At 72.3% G+C, this 21579-nt stretch carries 23 protein-coding genes; 10 read left to right on the top strand and 13 right to left on the bottom strand.

Annotation, left to right across the window (positions count from 1 at the left end; genetic code table 11):
- Positions 1-31: 31 nt before the first annotated feature.
- Positions 32-1072, top strand: coding sequence for a glycoside hydrolase family 43 protein (locus tag OHS58_RS46365; RefSeq protein WP_328646504.1), 1041 nt, complete (start codon positions 32-34; stop codon positions 1070-1072).
- Positions 1073-1224: 152 nt separating this feature from the next.
- Positions 1225-2589, top strand: coding sequence for a MocR-like pyridoxine biosynthesis transcription factor PdxR (gene pdxR / locus OHS58_RS46360; protein WP_328646503.1), 1365 nt, complete (start codon positions 1225-1227; stop codon positions 2587-2589).
- Here pdxR and OHS58_RS46355 read toward each other — a convergent pair.
- From OHS58_RS46355 to OHS58_RS46345, 3 genes are all read right to left on the bottom strand, one after another.
- A complete protein-coding gene (locus OHS58_RS46355; RefSeq protein ID WP_328646502.1) occupies positions 2576-3415 on the bottom strand; it encodes an NAD-dependent epimerase/dehydratase family protein in 840 nt (279 codons plus the stop codon). The genes pdxR and OHS58_RS46355 overlap by 14 nt on opposite strands.
- Positions 3415-3798 carry a cupin domain-containing protein gene (locus tag OHS58_RS46350; RefSeq protein WP_326955403.1) on the bottom strand — a complete coding sequence of 128 codons (384 nt, stop codon included), beginning with the start codon at positions 3796-3798 and terminating at the stop codon, positions 3415-3417. Before OHS58_RS46350 ends, OHS58_RS46355 begins: the two co-directional genes overlap by 1 nt.
- A 327-nt stretch (positions 3799-4125) precedes the next feature.
- Positions 4126-5079 carry a GlxA family transcriptional regulator gene (locus tag OHS58_RS46345; protein WP_328646501.1) on the bottom strand — a complete coding sequence of 318 codons (954 nt, stop codon included), beginning with the start codon at positions 5077-5079 and terminating at the stop codon, positions 4126-4128.
- Between the two features lie 71 nt (positions 5080-5150).
- Between OHS58_RS46345 and OHS58_RS46340 the strand changes: the two genes are divergently transcribed.
- Positions 5151-5870, top strand: coding sequence for an alpha/beta fold hydrolase (locus OHS58_RS46340; RefSeq protein WP_328646500.1), 720 nt, complete (start codon positions 5151-5153; stop codon positions 5868-5870).
- On the opposite strand, the gene OHS58_RS46335 is transcribed toward OHS58_RS46340, so the two are convergent.
- A complete protein-coding gene (locus OHS58_RS46335) occupies positions 5848-6687 on the bottom strand; it encodes an oxidoreductase (protein WP_328646499.1) in 840 nt (279 codons plus the stop codon). The genes OHS58_RS46340 and OHS58_RS46335 overlap by 23 nt on opposite strands.
- 103 nt (positions 6688-6790) lie before the next feature.
- On the opposite strand from OHS58_RS46335, the gene OHS58_RS46330 reads away from it, so the two are divergent.
- Positions 6791-7630: a helix-turn-helix transcriptional regulator gene (locus OHS58_RS46330; protein WP_328646498.1), complete on the top strand. Its 840-nt coding sequence runs from the start codon at positions 6791-6793 to the stop codon at positions 7628-7630.
- Here the strand turns inward: OHS58_RS46330 and OHS58_RS46325 are convergent.
- The 4 genes from OHS58_RS46325 to OHS58_RS46310 all read right to left on the bottom strand — a co-directional run bounded on the left by OHS58_RS46325 (position 7620) and on the right by OHS58_RS46310 (position 10637).
- Positions 7620-7793, bottom strand: coding sequence for a hypothetical protein (locus OHS58_RS46325; protein WP_326955407.1), 174 nt, complete (start codon positions 7791-7793; stop codon positions 7620-7622). The two genes, OHS58_RS46330 and OHS58_RS46325, sit on opposite strands and share 11 nt — an antisense overlap.
- 557 nt (positions 7794-8350) lie before the next feature.
- The gene (locus tag OHS58_RS46320) at positions 8351-9196 is read right to left on the bottom strand and encodes a polysaccharide deacetylase family protein (protein WP_328646497.1); all 846 of its coding nucleotides are present in this window, start codon (positions 9194-9196) and stop codon (positions 8351-8353) included.
- Positions 9197-9201: 5 nt separating this feature from the next.
- Positions 9202-9816 (bottom strand): NAD(P)-dependent oxidoreductase, encoded by a 615-nt coding sequence (locus OHS58_RS46315; RefSeq protein WP_328646496.1) that lies wholly within the window; start codon positions 9814-9816, stop codon positions 9202-9204.
- A gap of 11 nt (positions 9817-9827) precedes the next feature.
- Positions 9828-10637 (bottom strand): inositol monophosphatase family protein, encoded by an 810-nt coding sequence (locus tag OHS58_RS46310; RefSeq protein ID WP_326955410.1) that lies wholly within the window; start codon positions 10635-10637, stop codon positions 9828-9830.
- Between the two features lie 250 nt (positions 10638-10887).
- On the opposite strand from OHS58_RS46310, the gene OHS58_RS46305 reads away from it, so the two are divergent.
- Both OHS58_RS46305 and OHS58_RS46300 read left to right on the top strand, forming a co-directional pair.
- Positions 10888-11784 (top strand): LysR family transcriptional regulator, encoded by an 897-nt coding sequence (locus OHS58_RS46305; protein WP_328646495.1) that lies wholly within the window; start codon positions 10888-10890, stop codon positions 11782-11784.
- Between the two features lie 119 nt (positions 11785-11903).
- Positions 11904-13559 carry an alpha/beta hydrolase gene (locus OHS58_RS46300; protein ID WP_328646494.1) on the top strand — a complete coding sequence of 552 codons (1656 nt, stop codon included), beginning with the start codon at positions 11904-11906 and terminating at the stop codon, positions 13557-13559.
- 42 nt (positions 13560-13601) lie between these two features.
- Here the strand turns inward: OHS58_RS46300 and OHS58_RS46295 are convergent, their stop codons facing one another.
- Together OHS58_RS46295 and OHS58_RS46290 are read right to left on the bottom strand one after the other, a co-directional pair.
- Positions 13602-14342 carry an SDR family oxidoreductase gene (locus tag OHS58_RS46295; RefSeq protein WP_328646493.1) on the bottom strand — a complete coding sequence of 247 codons (741 nt, stop codon included), beginning with the start codon at positions 14340-14342 and terminating at the stop codon, positions 13602-13604.
- A gap of 99 nt (positions 14343-14441) precedes the next feature.
- Positions 14442-15197 (bottom strand): SDR family NAD(P)-dependent oxidoreductase, encoded by a 756-nt coding sequence (locus OHS58_RS46290; protein WP_326955414.1) that lies wholly within the window; start codon positions 15195-15197, stop codon positions 14442-14444.
- 91 nt (positions 15198-15288) lie between these two features.
- Between OHS58_RS46290 and OHS58_RS46285 the strand changes: the two genes are divergently transcribed.
- Positions 15289-15891, top strand: a complete 603-nt coding sequence (locus OHS58_RS46285) for a TetR/AcrR family transcriptional regulator (protein WP_326955415.1) — start codon at positions 15289-15291, stop codon at positions 15889-15891.
- 62 nt (positions 15892-15953) lie between these two features.
- On the opposite strand, the gene OHS58_RS46280 is transcribed toward OHS58_RS46285, so the two are convergent.
- Positions 15954-16748 carry a helix-turn-helix domain-containing protein gene (locus OHS58_RS46280; RefSeq protein WP_328646492.1) on the bottom strand — a complete coding sequence of 265 codons (795 nt, stop codon included), beginning with the start codon at positions 16746-16748 and terminating at the stop codon, positions 15954-15956.
- Positions 16741-17310, bottom strand: a complete 570-nt coding sequence (locus OHS58_RS46275) for a carboxymuconolactone decarboxylase family protein (protein WP_328646491.1) — start codon at positions 17308-17310, stop codon at positions 16741-16743. Before OHS58_RS46275 ends, OHS58_RS46280 begins: the two co-directional genes overlap by 8 nt.
- Before the next feature lie 74 nt (positions 17311-17384).
- On the opposite strand from OHS58_RS46275, the gene OHS58_RS46270 reads away from it, so the two are divergent.
- Positions 17385-18278 carry an alpha/beta fold hydrolase gene (locus OHS58_RS46270; protein ID WP_328646490.1) on the top strand — a complete coding sequence of 298 codons (894 nt, stop codon included), beginning with the start codon at positions 17385-17387 and terminating at the stop codon, positions 18276-18278.
- Here OHS58_RS46270 and OHS58_RS46265 read toward each other — a convergent pair.
- Positions 18275-18901: a TetR/AcrR family transcriptional regulator gene (locus tag OHS58_RS46265; RefSeq protein WP_326946935.1), complete on the bottom strand. Its 627-nt coding sequence runs from the start codon at positions 18899-18901 to the stop codon at positions 18275-18277. The two genes, OHS58_RS46270 and OHS58_RS46265, sit on opposite strands and share 4 nt — an antisense overlap.
- A gap of 126 nt (positions 18902-19027) precedes the next feature.
- Here OHS58_RS46265 and OHS58_RS46260 point away from each other — a divergent pair, with 126 nt between their 5' ends.
- Together OHS58_RS46260 and OHS58_RS46255 are read left to right on the top strand one after the other, a co-directional pair.
- A complete protein-coding gene (locus OHS58_RS46260) occupies positions 19028-20581 on the top strand; it encodes an acyl-CoA synthetase (protein WP_328646489.1) in 1554 nt (517 codons plus the stop codon).
- Positions 20578-21570 (top strand): LLM class flavin-dependent oxidoreductase, encoded by a 993-nt coding sequence (locus OHS58_RS46255; RefSeq protein ID WP_326946933.1) that lies wholly within the window; start codon positions 20578-20580, stop codon positions 21568-21570. Before OHS58_RS46260 ends, OHS58_RS46255 begins: the two co-directional genes overlap by 4 nt.
- The last annotated feature ends 9 nt before the right edge of the window (positions 21571-21579 follow it).

Raw genomic sequence — 21579 nt, 5'->3', positions numbered from 1 at the left:
GGAACCTCCGTGCTGACCCCGGGATGTGGCCATGAAACGGATCGCCGTCCTCTTGCTCCTGGCCGTCGCCTGCTTGGTTCCAACGTCGAGTGCCGACGCCGGGCAGACCGGGCTGCGGGCCGCCGATCCGAGCGTGCTGCGCGTCGGCTCCACCTACTTCGCCGCGCAGTCCACCGGGGGCGGGATCGCCGTCCGGGCCGGCTCCTCCCCCGACGCCGCGGCGAGTGCGCCCGCCCGGCAGGTCTGGTCCGACACCCGGGGCCGCGGCGAGGTGTGGGCGCCCGAGATCGTCGTCGACGGCGGGCGGTTCTACATCTACTTCTCGGCCGGGACCGGCACCGCGCACCGGATGTACGTCATCAGCTCCGCCGTCGCCGACAGCGGGTACACCGCCGAGACGCAGCTCGCGCTGCCCGACGGCAAGTGGGCCATCGACGGCACGCTGTTCACCTTCGGCGGGCAACGCTGGTTCGTCTGGTCGGGCTGGGCGGGCGACACGAACGTCGAGCAGAACCTGTACCTGGCCCGGATGAGCGGCCCGACGACGCCGACCGGCGCGCGGTACGTCATCTCGCAGCCGCGCGAGAGCTGGGAACGCGTGGTGGGCAACCCCTTCATCAACGAAGCGCCCACGGCGATCAAGGACCCGAACGGGCAGCTGCACATCGTCTACTCCACCAACGGCAGCTGGAGCGACCAGTACTGCCTCGGCGAGGTCCGGCTGCGCGCCGGCGGCGACCCGGCCTACGTCTGGGACTGGTACAAGTCGAACGGCTGCCTGTTCGGCTCCCACCGCGAGACGATGATGGCCGGCTGGGACCCGACCCTGCACGTCGACGGGCCGGGCAGCCACAGCTTCGTCCTGCTGAACGGCGACATCGCGACGAGCCCGCCCGCCGGGCCGAAGTTCCCGCTGATGTACCACGCCGTGGCCAAGGGCACGCCGTACTCGTGGGCGAACCGCTACTGGTACTCCGGCACGTTCTGCTGGTGGGGCTCGACGACCTACCGCCGGGCCAACGTCCCGGGCGCGACCACCGACACCGGCTGGAGCCTCAAGTTCTTCGAGTGATCTGCCGGAGGTAGTTCACGTTGCCGGGCTGCGCGGTCTTGCCGGCAATGGTGGTCCGCCGCGCGTAGCCGGCCGCCGCTTCGGCCGGCGCGGCCGCGGTGACGACGCCGGGCGACAATGGTCTTCGACGGCGGGGAAAGGGCGGTGCGGACGTGGGAAAGCGCGTGCTCGGCGTCGACCTGCACCTCGACGTCGGGACCGGGCGCCGGGCCCTCGAAGCCGCGCTGCGGGATGCCGTTTCCTCCGGGCGGCTGCCCGCCGGGACCAAGCTGCCCGGCTCGCGCAGTCTCGCCCAGGACCTCGGGGTCGCGCGGGGCACCGTCGTCGAGGCGTACGCGCAGCTCGTCGCCGAAGGTCGGCTCGTCAGCGCGACCGGCTCCGGCACCCGCGTCGCCGATACCCGGCCGCCCGGGAAACCCGCGCCGGAGACACCGTCGCGGGCCGGTTTCGACCTGCGGCCGGGGCGGCCGGATCTCAGCCTGTTCCCGCGCGCCCTCTGGGCCGCCGGCGTTCGGCGGACGCTCGCCGCGGCGAGCCGCGAAAGCATGGACTACAGCGATCCCGCCGGGCTGAAGGGCCTGCGCGAAGCCGTCGCGACCTACCTCGCCCGCGCCCGGGGCGTGCGCGTCGACGCCGGGGCCGTCGTGGTCACCAGTGGCTTCACGCACGGGCTGGCGGTGCTGGCCCGCGCCCTGCGCGACACCGGCGTCCGCACGATCGGCACCGAGGATCCCGGGCTCGCCCACCACCGGTCCGTGATCCACGCGGCCGGGCTGGCGACCACTCCCCTGGCCGTCGATGCGGAAGGCGCCAGCCTCCCCGGAGACGCGGGCGCCGCCTTGCTGACGCCCGCCCACCAGCACCCGCGCGGCGTGGTGCTGAGCCCCGGCCGGCGGGCCGCGTTCCTCGAGTGGGCGCGCGAGCACGACGGGATCGTCGTCGAGGACGACTACGACGGCGAGTTCCGGTACGACCAGAACCCCGTCGGCGCCCTGCAGGCCCAAGCCCCGGACCACGTCGTCTTCGCCGGCAGCACCAGCAAAACGCTCGCGCCCGGGCTGCGGATCGGCTGGCTGGTCGTGCCCGGACGGCTGCGCATCCCCGTGCTCGACGCCGTCGCCGCCACCGGCGCCACGGTCGGCACACCCGCCCAGCTCGCGATCGCCGACCTGCTCGACCGCGGCGACTACGACCGGCACGTCCGCCGCGCCCGCCAGGTCTACCGGAAACGGCGGACCGAGCTGGCCGCCCGCCTCGCCCCGTTGGACGGCATCCCCGCCGGGCTCCACGCGCTCCTGCCGCTCGCGTCCCGGCAGGAGGAGAAGCGCGTGATCGACGCCGGTCTCGCGGCGGGCCTGCGGCTGCAGGGGATCAACGCCGCCGGCTACTGGCATTCCGCCGGCCGCCCCGAATCCGGGCTGATCATCGGGTACGCGACGCCGCCGCAGCACGCGTGGGGGCCGGCCTTGGACGCCCTGGCCGAGCTGCTCGCCGACGCCGCGATCAAGCCCTGGTGAACCCGGCCCGCCAGGACGTCCCGGCTGCCCAGCCCAGCTTCCGCGCGCGGCCGTTGGCGGCCCCGCGGGCCCACCCGGCGCGTTCGCCGTCCACGCGCCGGGGTTCCGGCGCACCGACGCCGGCACAGAAGACGGGCACCCAGTCGTGGCCCGCCGCGGGCTCGTCGTCGCAGACGTTGACCGCGCCCGACGGCCAGTCCAGCGCCGCGACGGCGGCCGTGGCGGCGTCGTCGACGTGGACGAAACTGGAGACATCCCCGGTGGCGGGCAGGTTTCCGGCCTGGGCGAGCTGTGTCATCAGGCCACCGGGTTCGTACCAGGTGCCCGGGCCGTGCAGCGTGCCGTAGCGGAGCACGACCCACTCGGGCAGCTCGGCGACGGCGGCCTCCAGCGACGCGACGCCGTCGACCGTGCCACGCCGTTCGGGCGCGGCGCCGAGGTCGAGCGGCGTGTCCTCGGTCGCGGGCCCGGTGCCCGGTTCGCAGGCCCACGAGATGCTCTGGGCGACGATCCGCCGGACGCCCGCCGCGAGCGCCGCGTCGACGAGGTTGCGCGTGCCGGCCGTGCGCACCTTCGCGTTGGCCGCGCGATCCCCGGCGCCGAGGTCGGTGAGCTGGTGCATCACGACGTCGGGCCGGGCGTCGCGGACCAGGGAGGTGAGCCCGGCGGCGTCGTACACATCACCGACGACGGCGGTCGCGCCCAGCGCTTCGACCTGCGCGGCGGAATGCCGCGTCAGGCCGACGACGTCGTGCCCCCGGGCGACCAGCGCGGGCACCACCCGGCGGCCGACGGCACCGGACGCCCCGGCGAGGAAGATCCGCATCACCGCCCCCTCTCCGCCAGCTCTTCGGCGCTGACGAACGTCAGCATCTCCTGGCCGGGCGCGCAGATCATCACCACGACGAACCGGCTCCACCGGTCGGCGAGGTGGTTCGCCGCCTGGTAGTGGATCACGTCGCCGCCGGGTTCCCAGAACGCTTCACCCGCCTTGATGACGCGTTCGGGCTCGCCTTCGAGTTCGAAGACCATCTCGCCTTCGAGCATGTACCCGAAAACGGGCCCGGAGTGCCGGTGCGGCGGCGTCCCCGCGTCCCCGGGCGGCAGCTCGATCGTGGCGGTCATCACGTGCGCACCGTCCGGAATGGACGGAGCCTGCGAGGCGAGCATCGTGAGCACGGAGTTCGTCCGCGGTGGTGCACCAGTCATGGCTCCCACGCTAAGCCCGGCGATCACCCGACGACTGGTCCACTTCCGGGTGCTCGGGTTGGACCGCTTTCACCCCGCCTGCCCGAACGCGTGAAGTTTCGCCACACCAGGTCGGGTGAACGCCCCGGCACGGGCAGCAGGTTGACGATCAGAGCCGGAACGTAGGCGAAGAGGTACGCCGCTCCCGCTCTCCAGTCCTCTGCCGCGGCTGGTCGTGAGTGTTTAGGGCGGTTAGAACCGCCCTAAACACTCACGACCGCGAAGTCGAACAACAGCAGTGCTTCGCGATACCGAACGCACCAGCCGTTACCCAGCCACTGACCGCTTTCAGCTCGCCTGCCCGAACGCGAACAGCCGCCGGTGCTCCCGCGGTGACACGTTCGTCGCGCGGCGGAACTGTGCTCGCAGGTTGGCCGCCGTGCCCAGGCCGACGGCCCGGGCGATCTCCTCGATCGGCCGGTCCGAGTTCTCCAGCAGCTCCTTCGCCTGCGCGATCCGCTGCTCGCGCAGCCACGACAGCGGCGGCAGGCCCGTCCGCTCGCGGAACCTGCGGTGGAACGTGCGCTCCGACATGCGCGCCCGCTCGGCCATGTCTCGCACGGACAGGTTCTCCCCCAACGCCGTGAGCAGCCACTGCTGGGCCCGCGCGATGACGTCGTCGCCGGGCGGCACCACCTTCTTCTCGACGAACTGCTGCTGGCCGTCCGGCGATCGCGGGGCCATCACGATGCGGCGCGAGACGTGCCGCGCCGCCGTGGCGCCGAGGTCGCGGTGCAGGACGTGCAGGCACAGGTCGACGCCGGCCGTCACGCCGCCGGACGTGAGCACCGTCCCGGTCTCGGCGACGAGCAGCGACCCGTCCACCGTCACCGCCGGGAACCGGGCCGCCAGCTCGTCGCAGAGCGACCAGTGCGTCGTCACGGTCAGCCCGTCGAGGACGCCCGCGGCCGCCAGCGCGAACGCGCCCGAGCAGATCGAGATCATCCGGGCGCCCCGCCGGTGCGCGGCGGCGGCGGCCCGCACCACCGCCCCGGGCAGCTCCCGCTCGGCGGCGCCCGCGTAGCCGGGCACGATCACCGTGGCCGCCTTGCGCAGCAGGTCGAGGCCGCCGTCGGGGACCACGGACGTCCCGCCCGCGACCGGCACCGGGCGGCCGTCGACCGACGCGGTCACGACGTCGTAGGCCTCCGGCGCCTCCCGCGCGAAGACGTGCAACGGGATCGCGTAGTCCAGCGGGAGCACTTCGTCGAGCAGGACGACGACCATCCGGTGACGGGTCATGGCAGGATCGTAGCGCTTGTAGGCAGTGCTGCCACTTCTCGACGGCGACGCGAGCGCCCAGACTTTCCGCCATGACCACCAAGACCATCGTTCTCGTCCACGGCGCCCTGACCGACGCCTCGGTGTGGCGCCACGTCTCCGCGACCCTGCAGGCCGACGGCCACCAGGTCATCGCGCCGGCCCTGCCCCTGCGTTCCCTGGACGGCGACGTCGCCTACCTGCGCCGGTTCCTCGACACGCTGCCCGGCCCGCTGGTCGTCGCCGGCCACTCCTACGCCGGCTCCGTCATCTCCGCGCCGGACGCGCTCACCCCGGCGGTGCGGGCACTCGTGTTCGTTGCCGCGTTCCAGCAGGACGCCGGCGAGACGGCCGGCGAGCTGAACGGCAAGTTCCCCGGCAGCCTCCTCGGCCCCGACAACCTGCTCTTCCGCGACTACCCGGGCGGTCAGGAGGCCTACCTGCGGCCGGCGATGTTCGCCCCGGCCTACGCCGCCGACGTCGAGCCGGCCGAGGCGCGGGTGCTGGCCGCCGCCCAGCGTCCCTTCGACCCGACGGCGCTCTCGCAGACCTTCGACCGGCCGGCGACCTGGCGGACGCTGCCGTCCTGGGCCGTGATCGCGACGTCGGACCGGTCGATCCCGACGGAAGCCCAGCGGTGGATGGCCGAACGGGCGGGCTCGACGATCACCGAGGTCGACGCGTCCCACGCGGTTCCGCTCTCGCAGCCCGAGGTGGTCGCCCGGGTGATCGCCGAGTCCACAAAGGACACTAAAGCTCCGTACTCCGGCTGACGTCTTCCCACCGCGCGAAGTCACGCCGCAGCGCCTCGATCTTGCCGTACGCCACCGTCAGGGCGGCCGCGCCGAGGAGCAGCCGCAACGGCGGCTCGTCGGCCGCCAGCGCGGTGACGATCGCCTCCGCGGCACGCGCCGGGTCGCCGGGCTGGCTGCCGTACGTCGCCAGGGTCGCTTCACGGCGTTTGCCGGCCGTCTCGGCGTAGTCGTCGATGCGGATCGGGGACTGCTTCATCGACGGCCCGGACCAGTTCGTGCGGAACGCGCCGGGCTCGACGATGGTCACGCCGATGCCCAGCGGCGCCACCTCGGCGGCCAGGGACTCCGACAAGCCTTCCACGGCGAACTTCGTCGCGTGGTAGTAGCCCGTGGCCCCGAAACCGGCCAGGCCGCCGAGGGACGAGACGTTGACGACGTGGCCGGAGCGCCGGGCGCGCATGCCCGGGAGCACCGCCTTGGTCACGTCGGCGAGCCCGAAGACGTTGGTGTCGAACAGCGTGCGCACCTCGGCGTCGTCGCCTTCCTCGACGGCGGCGAGGTAGCCGTAACCGGCGTTGTTGACCAGGACGTCGATCCGGCCGAACGCCTCCTCGGCCCGGGTGACCGCGGCGGTGACTTGCGAGGGATCGGTGACGTCGAGGGTGAGGGCGAGCGCGCGATCGCCGTGGCGGCCGACGAGGTCCGCGACGGTCCGCGGGTCGCGGGCGGTGACCGCCGCTCGCCACCCACGTTCGAGGACGTGGGTGGCGAGCGCGCGGCCGAGGCCGGTGGAGCAGCCGGTGATGAACCAGACCGGGGATTCGGTGAGTGTCATGGGATCCACGTTCGCCCCGGCCGGCCCCGGCCACCAGCCGTCGGGTCTTCCTGGGACCGCTGGTACCAGGCACGTCCGACGCCGGCGGCGCACACTGGACCCCATGGCGAACGCGGAATTCGGGCAGGCGGTGCGGCGCTGGCGTGACCGGGTCGCACCGGACACCGCCGGGCTGCCCACCGGCGGCCACCGGCGCGCGGCCGGCCTGCGGCGGGAGGAACTGGCCCTGCTGGCCGGGATCTCCGCCGACTACGTCACGCGGCTCGAGCAGGGCCGCGCGTCGCACCCGTCCGCCCAGGTCATCGAGACCCTGGCGCGGGCGCTGCGGCTGTCGCGGCCCGAGCGCGAGCACCTGTTCCACCTGGCCGGGCTCACGCCGCCCGGCCCCGACACCGTGCCCGCGTACCTCACCCCGAGCGTCCAGCGCCTGCTGGACCGGCTCACCGGGACACCCGTCGCCGTCTACGACGCGGCCTGGACGCTCCTGGTCGCGAACCCGCCGTACGCGGCGCTGCTGGGTGACCCGTCCGGGTGGCGTGGACACGAGCGCAACGCCGTGTGGCGCAACCTGATCGGCCCCGGCACCCGCGTCCGGCACACGCCGGAGTCGCAGCGGGCGATGGAAGCCATGCTGGTCGCCGACCTTCGGGCCGCCGCCGGCCGCTACCCCGCCGACCGCGGCCTGCGGCGGCTGGTCGCCGAGCTGCGCGCGCACAGCGACCGGTTCGGCGAGCTGTGGGACTCCGGCGCGGTCGGTCACCACGAGTCCGCGCGGAAGATCGTCGACCACCCGCACGCGGGACCCGTGACGCTGGACTGCGACACGCTCACCGTGGCCGGCAGCGACCAGCGCGTCATGCTCTACACGGCCGAACCCGGCACCGAAGACGCCGAACGCCTCGCGCTGGTCACCGTGCTCGGCACGCAGGCCCTCACGGGCTAGCTTTCCCGTACATGGCACACACCGCCCCGGTGACCAGCGCCTGCTGCGCGGCCCCGAGATCCGGCTCGAGGAGCCCTTGCTGCTCGGTGACGAACACCTCGGCCGTGCGCGTTCCCGTGCGGTCGGCGAAGAGGTCGGACCGGTAGCCCGGAATGCCGCCCATGTGGCCGGAACCGTCCGCACGGCGTGTTCAGCTGCGCGAGCCCCAGCCCGTAGCTCCCGGCCGGCGGATTCGCCGGGTCGACCGAGATCATCGTCGTCATCTCCCGCAGCTGTGCCGCCGGCACGAGCAACGCCGTGCGGAACCGGTCCCAGTCCCGCGCGGTCGACACGACCCCGCCCGCGGCGCCCGCCCAGTCCGGATCGATCCCCGTGACGTCGGTGTGCCCGTCGTGTTCCGGGCCGGCGGTCCGGGGCGCCGTAGTAAGTGTCCTTCAGGCCGAGCGGCTCGATGATCCGCTGCCGGAACAGCGTGGTCCGCCGTCCACGGCCGCAGCCGGATATCGGCCAGGCCGAGCCGCTTCTCGCCGACGAGCTGCAGCACCATGGTCTTGGTGTTCGACCCGACCCGCAGCTCGTCACCGGCACTCAGCCGGTGGTCGGCCGTGGTCCACGGCGCTTGCCGGGCCAGCTCGACCGGCGGCCCGTGACCGGCGTCGACGCGGACCACGACTCCCGGCGCACCCGCGTCCACCGTCCGCTGGACCAGCGCGGCCGGCCCTACCGGTGCGCGGCGATCTTGTCACTGGTCGTCACCCACACGCCGGGGTGGTTGACGATGTACGCCAGCGCCTGCTCGACGTACTTCACCCGGAACGCCTGCCCCGAGACGTACGGGTGCAGCGACAACGCCATCACCCGCCCGCCGGCCGCCGAGTCCGCGTAGAGCTGGTCGAACTGGTCCCGCACGATCTGGACGTAGTCGGGCCCCGTCATGCTCTTGACGTGGAACAGCTGGGTGTCGGCGAGCTCGAGGGTGTACGGCACGGACCGCAGGCCGGGGACGTTCAGCGCGTACGGCTGGTCGTCGTTGGTCCAGTCGAGCACGTAGTCGACGCCGAGTTCGGCGAGCAGCCGCGGGGTGTCGAACGTCTCGGTCAGCCCCGGGGAGAGCCACCCGCGCGGCCGCCGGCCGGTCGTCTTCTCGATGCTGTCGAGGATTCCGGTGAGGAACGCGCGTTCTTCGTCTTCGGCCATTCCGGTCTGCGGGAGCGAGTTCGACTTCCCGTGGGCGAACCAGGCCCAGTCGCGGTCCCGGCCCGCTTCGACGATCCGCGGGTACCGCTCGCCCGCGTCGGAGTTCAGCAGCGCGCTGGCCCGGATCCCCTGCCGGTCCAGGACGTCGATCAGCCGCCAGATCCCGACGCGGGCGCCGTAGTCGCGCCACCCGTAGTTCATCGGGTCCGGCACCAGCTTCGACGTCGCTTCGTTGAAGCTGACCGACGGGCGGTCGACGTAGAAGTGCTCGATGTTGAGGCCCACGTAGAACGCCACGCGGGCGTCGCCGGGCCAGCGCACCGGGGCGCGGTCGACGATCGGGTCGTAGCCGAAGAGTTCGATGTCCACGGCGCTCACCGCTCCAGCGGGACGGCGATGCCGCCGCCGTAGCGCCGCTGTTCGGCCTCGTCGAGCATCGCGGCCGCCACCGTGGCGCGGCTGACGCGCGCGGGGAAGAACCGCCGCGGCGCGGACTCCAGCGGCACCGTGCGCCGGGCCGGGCTCAGCTCGCCGTCGGACAGCGGCCCCGCGTGGAACACCGTGCCGCCGCCCCGGAGCACGATCGCGTCCGCCGTGGTGCGGTCGTCCAGCTCCTTACGCATGAACGTCTTCAGCAGCCCGCGGGTGAACGCGCCCGCGTGCGGAGCCGAGTCGCCGGTGCCGAACGCGGCGAGCCAGACGACGAAGTCGGGTCCGGCGTCGACGGCCGCGCGAGCACCCGCCGTCAGCACGCCCGGTGCACCGGTGATCCCCAGTCCGGACAGGACGGTCCGGGCGCCCTTGAGCGCGCGGCCGATGGAGTCCGGGTCGAGGACGTCACCCGCGACGCGTTTCAGCCGGCCGGACGGCGGCAGCGTGATCCGGGCCGGGTCGCGGGCGACGGCGGTGACGGTGTGCCCGCGTTCCAGGCCCTGCCGGACGAGTTCGGTCCCGGTGGCGCCGGTGGCGCCGAGAATCGTGAGTTCCATGGTGGTTCCCTTCAGTTCACTGTGGACAGAGTGGCCAGCGCCGCGGCGTGGAGCGCGGGCGCGCTGGCGAGGATGTCGGCGCTGCCGGGCCGCCACGGCTGTCCGGCGAGGTCGGTCACGGTCCCGCCCGCTTCGGTGATGAACAACGCGCCGGCGGCGACGCCGGGCAGCGTGGGCCGGTACTGCCAGAAGAGGTCGGCGTGCCCGGCCGCGACGAGCAGCATCGGGAACGTCGAGGGCACGGTCGCGCGGACCAGCAGCGCGGCGCCGAGCATCGTCGTGATCGACTCGCCGATGCGCCGGTAGGTGTCGCTCTGGCCGGCTTCGGCCTGGCCGGTGGTGGCGATGGCGGCCCCGAGCTCGGCCTTGGCGGACACGCTCAGACGCCGGCCGTTCGCGAACGCGCCGCCGCCGCGGACCGCGCTGTGCACGACGTCGGGGACGGGCTGGTACACGGCGGCGAGCACCGGGACGCCGTCGCGGAGCAGGGTCGCGCTGACGCACCACTCCGGCAGCCCGTGCACGTGGTTGACGTTGCCCTCGACCGCGTCCACGGCCCACCACTCACCCGGCGGCAGCTCGGTGGTCTCCAGCTCGTCGGTCAGCCACTTCGCTTGCGGCCGGGCCGCGGCGAGCGCGCGCCGCAGCTCGTCGTTCGAGGTCCGCTCGTTCTCCCCGGCCGCGGCGAGCAGGCCGGCGCGATCGGCGGGACGAGCGTCCTCGGAGTAGCGCGCCAGCAGGCGGCGACCGGCGTCCCGCACGGCGGCGATGGCGGCTTCGAGCACTGCGGCGTCCTCGATCGTGTTCTCCTGAGTGGTCATGACGTTCCTGTTCTGCCAAGGGGAAGAAGCTGTTGTCTCCGACCGTAGGCAGAAATGCCGATGACTTCAAATGAATGCTTTGCACTCGTTGATTTACCCAGACGCAATCCACATCGCCGGGTCCGCTGCTGGAGGGGCTCGCCATCGTGCTGATCGGCACCACCGGCGGGATCGGCCGGTTCGCGGCGCTGCGCTGGTGGGTCCTCCCGGTCCGCCGCCCCGTCTGAGCGGCCACAGTACGATCCGCGGCATGTACCTGGACCTGAACCTCCTGACGGCGCTGGACGCGCTGCTCGAGGAGGGCAGCGTCGCCGCGGCCGCCGATCGCCTGCACCTGTCGTCGCCCGCGATGAGCCGGACGCTCGGCCGGATCCGCAAGACGACCGGCGACCAGATCCTCGTCCGCACGGGCCGGACGATGACGCCGACGCCGTACGCGCTGGAGATCCGGGCGCAGGTCCGCGATCTGGTGCAGCAGGCCGAAAGCGTGCTCGCCCCCGATCGTGCGCTCGACCTCGCCGAGCTCGACCGGGTCTTCACGCTGATCTGCCACGACGCGATCACCACCGCGCTGGGCCCCCGGCTCATCGCCGCGGTCCACCGCGACGCGCCGAACGCCCGGCTGCGGCTGCTGGCGGAAGGCCGGGCGGACACCCAGGAACTGCGCCGCGGCCAGGTCGACCTGGAGCTCGGCAGCGCGGCGCCGGACTCCCCCGAGATCCGGTCGGAGCTGTTCTTCGAGGACCGCCTGGTGCTGGCCGTCGCGCCGGATCACCCCTTCGCCACGCGAAAACCGACCCTGCGCCGCTACGCCGAGGCGTTGCACCTGCGGATCACCCGCCGGGGCCGGCTCCACGACCCGATGGACGACGCCCTGGCCGAGCACGGTCTCGAACGCCGGGTCGTCGCCACGACCCCGACCACCACGTCGGCGCTGAGCGTCGTGCGGCTCGGCGAGTGCGTCGTGGCCGTGCCCGAACGCATGTGCGCGGGCATGATCGACGCGCTGGGCCTGGTGACCGTGCCACTCCCGATGCCCGTGCCCCCGGCGCCGCTGGTGGGTTCCTGGCACCAGCGCTACGAGAACGACAAGGCGCACCGGTGGCTCCGGGAGCGCGTCCGCGAAGCGTTGCGGGACCTCGGGTAGCCGTCGCCACGGCCGCCGAAAGTACGATTCCACCCCGCACATCTGATACCCCGGGTTGATCCCCGCCCGGCGAAACCGTGCCACGGTCGCGTCCTCCACACCTTTCGGGAGGACTTCAGATGCCAGGTATCCGAGCCGGACTGGTCGTGACGATCGCGGCCCTCGTGGCGGCCGCGACGCCCGCCGCGGCCGCCGACGACCCGCTCGCGCCCTACACCGGACAGCAGCTCACCTGGGGCGCGTGCGCGTTCACGCCCGCCGCCGACGCCAGACCGGCCGAGTGCGCGCTGGTCACCGTCCCGCGCGACTGGGCGAACCCCGCCGCGGGCGTCGACCTGCAGGTGTCGATCAGCCGCGTCGCGGCCACCGGGCAGCGGCTCGGCGCGCTCCTCGTCAACCCCGGCGGGCCGGGCGGGCAGGGCACCTCGCTCGCCGGCGCGCTGGCCGGCCTCGAACCGTCGGTGAACCAGCTCTACGACCTGATCGGCATGGACCCGCGCGGGACCGGCCGGGAAGGCAGCGACGACCACGGCTTCCAGTGCCAGGTCCCCACCGGGCGGCTGCCGGCCGGGCTCGACGCGCGTGACCGGTCGGCGCAGAGCATCGCGCTGCACCAGCAGTCGCCGCGCGCCATCGCCGAGGCGTGCCAGAGCAACGCGCTCACGCCGTACGTCACGACGTGGCAGACCGCGCACGACATGGACCTGATCCGCGCGCTGCTGGGCGACGAGAAGCTGAACTACCTCGGCTACTCCTACGGGACCTGGCTCGGCGCGAAGTACGCGTCGCTGTTCCCGGAGCACACCGGCAAGACCGTGCTCGACTCCAGCGTGAACTTCGAAGGCCGGCTGCAGGCCGACTTCGAGGCGTTCCCGGTGATCGACCAGCGGCAGTTCGACGACGTCTACCTGCCGTGGGTCGTGCGCCGCTACGGCGACCAGCTCGGCACGAGCGTCGCCGAGGTGAAGGCGAAGATCGAGCAGATCCGCGCCTTCTACAAGACCCAGGGCGTGGACGGCGACTCGTTCGACCGGATCTTCGTCGGCAACGGCAGCCAGTTCCAGTGGTACCTCGGCGTGCTGGTCCTGGTCCTCGGCGCGAACTCCCTGGAGCCCGGCGGCGCGGCTCCGGGCGGCGAGCTGGATGCGGTGTCCCGCAGCGCTTTCGGCGTCCCGGCGGCGCAGCTGACGGTCGCGAAGGTCGCGGCCGCCGTGCCCGACTACACCGCGGTCCCCGGCACCCGGTACGCCGTGGCGTGCGGTGACCAGCCGACGCAGTCCGCCGCCTGGTACAAGCGGCTCAGCGACCGGCAGGGCCCGCAGTACCCGTTGTACGGCTGGCTCTACGGCCTCAGCGAGCCGTGCGGGTTCTGGTCCGACGCGCCGCAGCACCCGCTGCCGAACCTGCCGGCGCAAGTCGCGAAGAACGTGCTCGTCGTCCAGGGCGAGTTCGACCCGCAGACGGGTTACGAGCAGGCGAAAGCGGCCTCGCGCGCGGCCGGCGTCCCGCTGGTGTCGGTGGACGACTCGCCGTTCCACGGCCAGTACGCCCTTTCCGGCAACCCGTGTGTCGACGGGATGGTGAACACGTTCCTCACCAGGAACTCCCGGCCGGGCAGCGCCACCTGCCCCGGCGTGCCGCTGCCGGACGAAGACGCCGTCCACCCGGTCACCGGTCCGCTGGGCGCCGCGCACAGCAGCCTCACCACGCGACTCGGCGACACGCATTCCGTGCTGCGCAAAGAGGTTCAGCGCCAGGTCAGCGCGCTGAACTAAACTCCCGGGACGGCTGCTTCGGGCGGGGCGGCCGTCCCGGGCTCAGCCCTGGACGGTCGGGCGGAGGACGATCTCGCCGATTTCGACGTCGTGCGGCTGCTCGATGGCGAACGCGACCGCGCGGGCGACGGCCTCCGGCGCGATGGCGAACTCGTCGATGCCGCGCTGGATCTCCGCCCGCACCTCGAGGTTGTCGATCGAGCCCGCGAGATCGGTCCGGACGAACCCGGGCGAGACCGCCGTGGTCCGCAGCACGCCGTCGGTCGACTCCTGCCGGAGGCCTTCCAGCAGCGTGCGAACGGCGTTCTTGGTGCCGGCGTAGACCGCCATCGTGGGCGTGATCTTCAGGCCGGACGTCGACACCGTCGTCACCAGGTGCCCGCGGCCCTGGCGCCGGAACACCGGCAGCGCCGCGGCGATCCCGTGCAGCACGCCGCGCAGGTTGACGTCGATCATCGCGGACCAGCCGTCGACGTCGAGGTCCGCCATCGGGCCGATCTTGCTGATGCCGGCGTTGCTCACGAGCACGTCGAGCCGGCCGAACTCCTCGACCGCCCGGGCGACGAGCCGGTCGAGGTCTTCCCGGACGGTGACGTCGGTGGTGCACACGATCGCGCGGCCACCCCGGGCGCGGATGTCCTCGGCGACCGCTTCGAGGCGTTCCGTCCGGCGCGCGCCCAGGACGACGGCCGCCCCGCGGTCGGCGAGGGTGCGCGCGATGGCCTCGCCGATGCCGCCGCTCGCTCCGGTGACCGCGACGACCTTGCCGTCGATCTCCGACATGAAGAGCCTCCTCGATGATTGATGTGGACAAGTGTCCGATTGTTTCGACGCTAGCGGACACTTGTCCACTTGTCCACCGGGCTCAGCTGTCCACCGGGCTCAGCGGACGGCGAACCCGCCGTCGACGGTGAGGATGCTGCCGGTGACCCAGGTATTGGCCGGCGAGACGAGGTAGAGCGCCGCGGCGGCGACGTCGGCCGGAAGCCCGATCCGGCCCGCCGGGTACGAGCGCCGGACGTAGTCGTCGTAGTCCGCGCGCTGGTCGTCGCTCATCGGGCCGAGGAAGCGCCGCTCGAACGCCGGCGTGCGAACCGACCCCGGCACGATGGCGTTGACCCGCACCCCGGCCGGCCCCAGCTCGCTGGCCAGCGCCTGGGTGAACGAGTTGAGCGCGCCGCGCGTCGCGGAGTACACCGACGCCGGGCGGCCGTCGACCATCTTCGTGCCCCAGTAGCTGGAGATGTTGACGACGCTCCCCCGCGCCGCGACGAGCCCGGGCAGCAGCCGCTGGACCAGCCGGAACGGCACACCGAGGTTGACCCGCACCATCGCGTCGAAGTCGGCGTCGGTGGTGTCCTCGAGGGACTTCAGGTGGGTGACCCCCGCGTTGTTGACGACGATGTCGACGGCCAGATCGGCGGGGAGCGCGGCCAAGGCGTCCGGCTCGGCGAGATCGACGGCGACGGTCCTGACGGACGCGCCGTGCAGCCGGGCCGCGACGGCGTCGAGCTTGCCGGGGTCGCGCGCCAAGAGGACGAGATCCGCGCCTTCCCGCGCGAAGGCGTCGGCGATCCCGAGGCCGATCCCCTCGCTGCCGCCGGTGATCAGCGCGGTCTTGCCGGTCAAGGTGCCCATGAATGCCCTGCTTCCCAGACGGAGAGTCGTTCTCCGTTTCACGGTAGCACTAGACGGAGAGCGGTTCTCCGTCTAGTGCTAGGCTCGGGAAATGGCCCGGGAGATGCGATCCGACGCGCGCCGCAGCGCCGAGCTGGTGATCGCGGCCGCGCGGACGGCCATCGCCGACCACGGGCTGGCGGTGTCGACCAACGAGATCGTCAAGCGCGCCGGGGTCGGGCCCGCGACGTTCTACCGGCGCTTCCCGTCGCGCCACGCGCTGCTGGAAGCGGTGCTGCTGGAAGTCGTCGGCGAGCTGGTGGAGCAGGCCCGCGAGGCAGCGTCGGCCGTCGATCCGTGGACCGGCTTCGCCGAGCTGGTGCGCGCGCTCGCGTCGGCGCAATCGGAGAACAAGGGCCTGTCGGACGCCCTGGCGGCCGAGCCCGGGGAGAGCGGCTCCGCGGTGGCCGAGGCGTTCGCCGTCCTGCGCGACCACGTCCGCGCGGTCACCGAGCGGGCCCGGGAAGCCGGCGCGCTCCGCCCCGACGTCGCCTGGCAGGACGTCCCGTTCCTCGCCGGCGCGGCCGCCGGGATGTCCCCGCACTGCCTGGGCCTCGACGCGGCGAAGAGCGGCCGCGACCGCGTCATCGCCATCACCCTCGACGGCTTGCGCGCCCCGGGCCGCGACCCCCTACCGGGCGCCCCACCGACCTAGGCTTGGGTGCTCTGCCGCGGCTTGTCGTGAGTGTTTAGGGCGGTTAGAACCGCCCTAAACACTCACGACCGGAGCCGGTGCGCCTGCTCCCGGGTCTCGTCGTTCATCGGGAAGAAGCACTCGATGCGCAGCTCCTGCAGCGTCACGTCCTGCGGCGTGCCGAGCGTCGTCACCGTCGAGAAGTAGTCGAACCGCCGGTCCCCCAGCGCGTACCGGATCGGCACGATCGGCAGCACCGGCGTCGCCGCGTCCAGCGACCGCAGCGACTTCGGCACCCCGGGGTAGTCCAGCACCTCGTCGAGGATGCGCTGGGCCCGCTCGTCGGTGACGCCGCCGATCGCCTCCCGGCGCGCCCGCCGGACCAGGGCCTCGGCGACCTCCGGCCAGTTCGTCACGCGCTGCCGGACGCCGTCCGGGTGGAACATCCGGCGCAGCACGTTCGCCGGCCCGGGCGCGGCCTTCGGCTGCTCGTCCTGGAGGAGGGCGAAGAACCGGCGCGCGGCCGCGTTGGTGTGCCGGATGTCCCAGCTGCGGTCCATCACCAGCGCCGGGAACGGCTCCTGCTGCGCCAGGATCGTGTCGAGCGCGTCCCGGACGGCGGCGAGCGACGGCGCGTCCAGTTCGGACTCCGGGTACTCGGGCGCGAACCCGGCCTTGAGCAGCAAGGTGTTGCGTTCGCGCAGGGGCACGTCGAGCACCTCGGCGAGCTTGAGGACCATGGCGCGGCTGGGGTTCGCGCGGCCGGTCTCCAGGAAGCACAGGTGGCGGATCGACACGGCGGCCTCGGCGGCGAGGGCCAGCTGGCTCAGCCGCCGGGCGCCGCGCCAGTGTTTCAGCAGTGGACCGACGTCAGACACGGCTCGAGTATCCCGCGGTCCACGCGTGCGGGCGCACCGCCGCCTCCAGCGCGGGCCGGGCGAGGTTCGCGGTGTAGTTCGTCATCGCCGAGATCGCCACGCCGGTGATCACCTCGAACACCTGCTCCCCGGTGAAGCCGGCCGCGGTGAACGCCGCGACGTCGGCGTCGTCGAGGTGCCCGCGCTGCTCGATGAACGCGCGGGTGAGTGCCGACAGCGCCGCCATCCGCGGGTCCGCGGGCCGCTCGCCGCGGCGCAGGGCCTCGACGACGTCGGCGTCGACGCCGTCCGCGAGCGACTCCAGCGTGTGGAACGCGACGGCCCACTCGCTGCCGTTCGCGACGGCGTTGGTCAGCAGCAGCACCTGCCGCTCGTCCGGGCCGAACGTGCCGCCGCCGCGGAAGTGCCCGAACGCGGAGAAGAAGGTGTTCAGCAACGCCGGCGAGTTCGCCATCAGGCCGGCCGCGGCCGGGACGAACCCGAACGCTCCCTGCAGGACGGTCAAGGGCTCCTTCGCGACTTCGGGTGCGGTGTCGGCGGTGTGGATCGGGTAACTGGTCATGAACCGAGTCTGGGCCGGTCGCGGCGTCGATCCAATTCCCTGGGAGGTAAACGTGCTCGTGCGACAATCGCCGGATGGGCTTCACGTCAGCAGGGCAGGTCGACACGCCGACCTTGAGCGTCGCGTACGAACACTCCGGACCCACTGACGCGGTGCCCGTGATCCTGCTCCACGGCTTCCCTTATGACGTAAGGGCTTTCGACGAGGTCGCACCGCTGCTGGCCCGCCGCAACGCCTGGGTCGTCGCCCCCTACCTGCGCGGCTTCGGCGCGACGTCGTTCCGCGACGACGCCACCCCGCGGTCGGGCCAGCAGGCGGCGCTCGGCACCGACCTGGTCGAGTTCATGGACGCGCTGGGCATCGAATCCGCGGTCCTCGCCGGCTACGACTGGGGCGGGCGCGCGGCGTGCATCACCGCCGCGGTGCACCCGGAGCGCGTCCGCGGCCTGGTCACCGTCGACGGCTACAACGTCCAGGACATCGCCGCCGCGCACGAGCCCGGCAAGCCGGAATGGGAAGCCACGTACTGGTACCAGTACTACTTCCACTCCGAGCGTGGCCGCCGCGGGCTGGAGCGCAACCGCGAAGAGCTGTGCGAGTTCCTGTGGCGCACCTGGTCGCCGGCGTGGTCCGGTGCCGCCGCGGCGTTCCCCGCGAGCGCGTCCAGCCTGCACAACCCGGACTTCGCCGACGTCGTGATCCACTCCTACCGGCACCGCTACGGCCTCGTCGACGGCGATCCCCGTTACCAGGACCTGGAAGACGTCCTCGCGGGGCAGCCGCCGATCACCGTGCCCACCGTGCTGCTGGAGACCGGCGCCGACGGCCTGCTCGGCCCGAGCGCGGCCGGTGACCGGGAGTGCTTCACCGGCCGCCCGTACGAGCACCGGCTGCTGGCCGGGATCGGGCACAACGCGCCGCAGGAAGCGCCGGAAGCCTTCGCGGACGCCGTCGCGAGCCTGCTTTAGTCCTCAGTGGACAGAAGCCGCGGGAACAGCGCGCGGACGCCGTTCCGGAGGTCGTCGAGCGCGCCTTCGGTGCTCATCAGGTAGCGCAGCAGGGCTTGCTGGAACAGGCCGTCGAACAGCGCGTAGGCCTCCGACGGCGAGCAGTTCGGCGGCGTGCCGGCGAGGTCGGCGTACGCGCTGACGTTGCGCCAGATCATGTCCTGCAGGCTGTCGTCGATCTCGGCGACGTCGTCGCGGAAGGCTTCCTCGAACATCGACTGCGAGCGCAGGTCGTACCAGAGCCGGTGCATCAGCGGCGCGTCGGCGAGCGCGGCGGCCAGCCCGTCCGCGCAGGCCGCGGCGAGCTCGGCGGGCGTGGCCACCTCGCCGACGCCGCCCTCGTAGCGCTGCACGCAAGCGGCTTTGTAGCGCCGCACGCAGTAGGTGATCAGCTCGACCTTGTCGGCGAAGTAGTAGTGCAGCAGCCCGTGGGAGAACTTCGTGTGCTCGGCGATCGTGCGCAGGCTGGTGCGGGCGTACCCCAGGTCGGCGAGCGCCAGCAGCGCCGCGTCGGCGAGTTCCCGGCGGCGCTCTTCGAACTTGTCGACACGGGTCCGGCGCCTCACGGCGGCTGCGCTGGTCACGGGCCGAAGATACCATCGAGCGGTTCTCTGACCAATCGTCCAAGAAAATCTTGACATTCGTCCAAATGGCGGTCAAGGTCGTGACCAGCCGCCGGTGCCGCCGGCGGAGGTTTCGAAGGGACGACGATGTCTCTGTTCTTCTACCTGGAAAAGGGCGCTTCGCTCGACCCCGAGGCGCCTTGCCTGACCCTCGACGAAGTCTCGCTCTCCTACGGTGCGGTGATCGCACTCGCCGAGCGGGTCGCCCGGGCCCTGCGGCGCTCGGGCGTCGCGCCCGGGGACAAGGTCGGCATCCTCTCGGCCAACGACCCGACCGCGTTCGCCTGCGTCTTCGGCATCTCCCGGGCGGGCGCGGTCTGGTGCCCGATCAACCCGCGCAACGCCGCCGGCGAGAACGCGGAACTGCTGGACCTGTTCGACTGCACCACGTTGATCTTCCAGCCCGGCTTCGAGGAGCTCGTCGGCCAGATCGCCCCCAAGCTGCCGAAGCTGACCACGCTCGTCCGGCTCGGCGACGGCGACGACGTCGCCCCGGGCTTCGACGCCTGGCTCGACGCCGCCCGCGACGACCCCGCCGCCGCGGCCGCACCGCCCGACGACGTCGTCGCGCTGGTCGGCACCGGCGGCACGACGGGCCGCCCCAAGGGCGTCATGCTCACCGACCGCAACCTCGAGGTCATGTCGGCGATCACGCTGATGAGCTACCCCTTCGACGGGCGCCCGGTGTACCTCGCCCTGGCCCCGCTGACGCACGCGGCCGGCGTGCTGTGCTTCCCGATCCTCGCCCGCGGCGGCGAGGTCGTGATCATGGCGAAGCCCGACGTCGGCCGGTTCCTGGAGCTGATCGAGCGCCACCACGTCACCCACACGTTCCTGCCGCCGACGTTGATCTACATGGTGCTCGGCCACGAAGCGCTCGCCACCACGGATCTCTCGTCGCTGCAGTGCTTCTGGTACGGCGCCGCGCCGATGTCGACGTCCAGGCTGACCGAAGCGCTCGACCGCATCGGGCCGATGGCGCAGCTGTTCGGCCAATCCGAGGCCCCGATGATGATCTCGACGATGGCGCCCGCCGAGCACCGCCGCCCGGACGGCACCGTCCACACGGGACGGCTGGCGTCGGCGGGCCGGCCGTCTCCCCTGGTCACGGTGGCGATCCTCGACGACGACGGCAATCCGGTCCCGCGGGGCGAACGCGGGGAGATCTGCGTGCGCGGCTCGCTGGTGATGGCCGGCTACTACCGCAACCCGGAGGCCACGGCGGAGGCGTCCGCCCACGGCTGGCACCACACCGGCGACATCGGCTTCCTCGACGACGAGGGCTACCTCCACATCGTCGACCGCGCCAAGGACATGGTCATCACCGGCGGGTTCAACGTCTACTCCGCCGAGGTCGAGCAGGCCGTGATGGCCCACGACGCCGTCCGCGACTGCGCGGTGATCGGCCTGCCGGACGACAAGTGGGGCGAGCGCGTCACCGCCGTCGTCCAGCTCCAGCCCGGCGCCGACCTGGACGCCGGCGAGCTGATCGCGTTCGTCAAGGCCCGCATCGGCAGCGTCAAGGCGCCCAAGCAGATCGAGATCTGGCCGGAGCTGCCGCGCTCGACCGTCGGCAAGGTCCTCAAAGCCGACATCCGCTCCACCTTCACCGAACGCAGCAAGGAGGCTGTCCGACCATGAAACTCGCGCTCTACCTGCCGAACTTCCGGGACAAAGTGACCGTGCGGGAACTCGAGGACCTCACCGCCCTCGCCGAGGACCTCGACTTCGACTCCGTCTGGACGCTCGACCGGATCATCGTGCCGGAGTCCTCGGACCGCGGGGAAATGCAGTACCCCTTCGGGATGCTGGACGAAATGGGCAAGCAGCTCCCGGTGAGCTCGCGGGGCGAGTTCCTCCAGGGCATGCCGCTGCTCCCCTGGCTCGCCGCGAAGACGTCGAAGGTCCGGATCGGCATGAGCATCATCGACACGCCGTACCGGTCCCCCGGCGTCCTCGCCGCGGAACTGGCCACCATCGACCACCTCTCGGGCGGCAGGCTCAACGTCGCCGTCGGCTCCGGCTGGATGCCCGAAGAGTTCGCCGCCGCCAGCGCCGCGCACATCTTTCCCAAGCGGCACAAGCACGTCCGCGAAACCCTGGAGATCATGCAGGGCATCTGGACCAACGAGGTCTTCGAGTACCACGGCGAGTTCGCCGACTTCGAGCCCGCCGGGTTCGGGGCGAAGCCGGTGCAGAAGCCGCACCCGCCGATCTTCTTCAGCGGCCTCAAGGACCCGAAGCGCTCGGCGAGCCGCATCGCCAAGTACAACCTGTCGGGCTGGATCGGGATCCAGGACTCGCCCGAGGACATCCAGCGGTGGCGCACCGAGATCCAGCGTGAGCTCGACGAGCTCGACACCAAGCGGTCGGTCGACGACCTCGAGATCTCCAGCATGATCTGGTTCGTCATCACCGACGAGGACGTGGACCAGAGCCCGCTGGGCAAGGGCACCAACCTGCTCGTCGGGTCGGCGGCGCAGATCACCGACCGGCTCAAGCGCTACAACGAAGCCGGGCTGACGATGCCGTTCCTGTGGCCGCCGTTCCAGGACGTGCCGGTGGCGAAGACGCTCGACGACATGAAGCGGCTCAAGGAAGAAATCCTGCCCAAGATCGACGCGATGTGAAAGGGAACG

The organism is Amycolatopsis sp. NBC_00348, from assembly GCF_036114655.1.
Classification (GTDB): domain Bacteria; phylum Actinomycetota; class Actinomycetes; order Mycobacteriales; family Pseudonocardiaceae; genus Amycolatopsis.
The sequence above is the reverse complement of the archived record's forward strand: the minus strand, read 5'-3'. Positions and strand labels throughout refer to the sequence as shown.

Coding starts and splice junctions, on each gene's coding strand:
- OHS58_RS46355 (WP_328646502.1), bottom strand. CDS start 3,415: ATGCGGATCTTCCTCGCCGGGGCGTCCGGTGCCGTCGGCCGCCGGGTG.
- OHS58_RS46315 (WP_328646496.1), bottom strand. CDS start 9,816: ATGGAACTCACGATTCTCGGCGCCACCGGCGCCACCGGGACCGAACTC.
- OHS58_RS46350 (WP_326955403.1), bottom strand. CDS start 3,798: ATGACTGGTGCACCACCGCGGACGAACTCCGTGCTCACGATGCTCGCC.
- OHS58_RS46260 (WP_328646489.1), top strand. CDS start 19,028: ATGTCTCTGTTCTTCTACCTGGAAAAGGGCGCTTCGCTCGACCCCGAG.
- OHS58_RS46270 (WP_328646490.1), top strand. CDS start 17,385: ATGGGCTTCACGTCAGCAGGGCAGGTCGACACGCCGACCTTGAGCGTC.
- OHS58_RS46285 (WP_326955415.1), top strand. CDS start 15,289: ATGGCCCGGGAGATGCGATCCGACGCGCGCCGCAGCGCCGAGCTGGTG.
- OHS58_RS46305 (WP_328646495.1), top strand. CDS start 10,888: ATGTACCTGGACCTGAACCTCCTGACGGCGCTGGACGCGCTGCTCGAG.
- OHS58_RS46255 (WP_326946933.1), top strand. CDS start 20,578: ATGAAACTCGCGCTCTACCTGCCGAACTTCCGGGACAAAGTGACCGTG.
- OHS58_RS46290 (WP_326955414.1), bottom strand. CDS start 15,197: ATGGGCACCTTGACCGGCAAGACCGCGCTGATCACCGGCGGCAGCGAG.
- OHS58_RS46365 (WP_328646504.1), top strand. CDS start 32: ATGAAACGGATCGCCGTCCTCTTGCTCCTGGCCGTCGCCTGCTTGGTT.
- OHS58_RS46330 (WP_328646498.1), top strand. CDS start 6,791: ATGGCGAACGCGGAATTCGGGCAGGCGGTGCGGCGCTGGCGTGACCGG.
- OHS58_RS46335 (WP_328646499.1), bottom strand. CDS start 6,687: ATGACACTCACCGAATCCCCGGTCTGGTTCATCACCGGCTGCTCCACC.
- OHS58_RS46275 (WP_328646491.1), bottom strand. CDS start 17,310: ATGACCAGTTACCCGATCCACACCGCCGACACCGCACCCGAAGTCGCG.
- OHS58_RS46345 (WP_328646501.1), bottom strand. CDS start 5,079: ATGACCCGTCACCGGATGGTCGTCGTCCTGCTCGACGAAGTGCTCCCG.
- OHS58_RS46340 (WP_328646500.1), top strand. CDS start 5,151: ATGACCACCAAGACCATCGTTCTCGTCCACGGCGCCCTGACCGACGCC.
- OHS58_RS46300 (WP_328646494.1), top strand. CDS start 11,904: ATGCCAGGTATCCGAGCCGGACTGGTCGTGACGATCGCGGCCCTCGTG.
- OHS58_RS46325 (WP_326955407.1), bottom strand. CDS start 7,793: ATGGGCGGCATTCCGGGCTACCGGTCCGACCTCTTCGCCGACCGCACG.
- OHS58_RS46295 (WP_328646493.1), bottom strand. CDS start 14,342: ATGTCGGAGATCGACGGCAAGGTCGTCGCGGTCACCGGAGCGAGCGGC.
- OHS58_RS46310 (WP_326955410.1), bottom strand. CDS start 10,637: ATGACCACTCAGGAGAACACGATCGAGGACGCCGCAGTGCTCGAAGCC.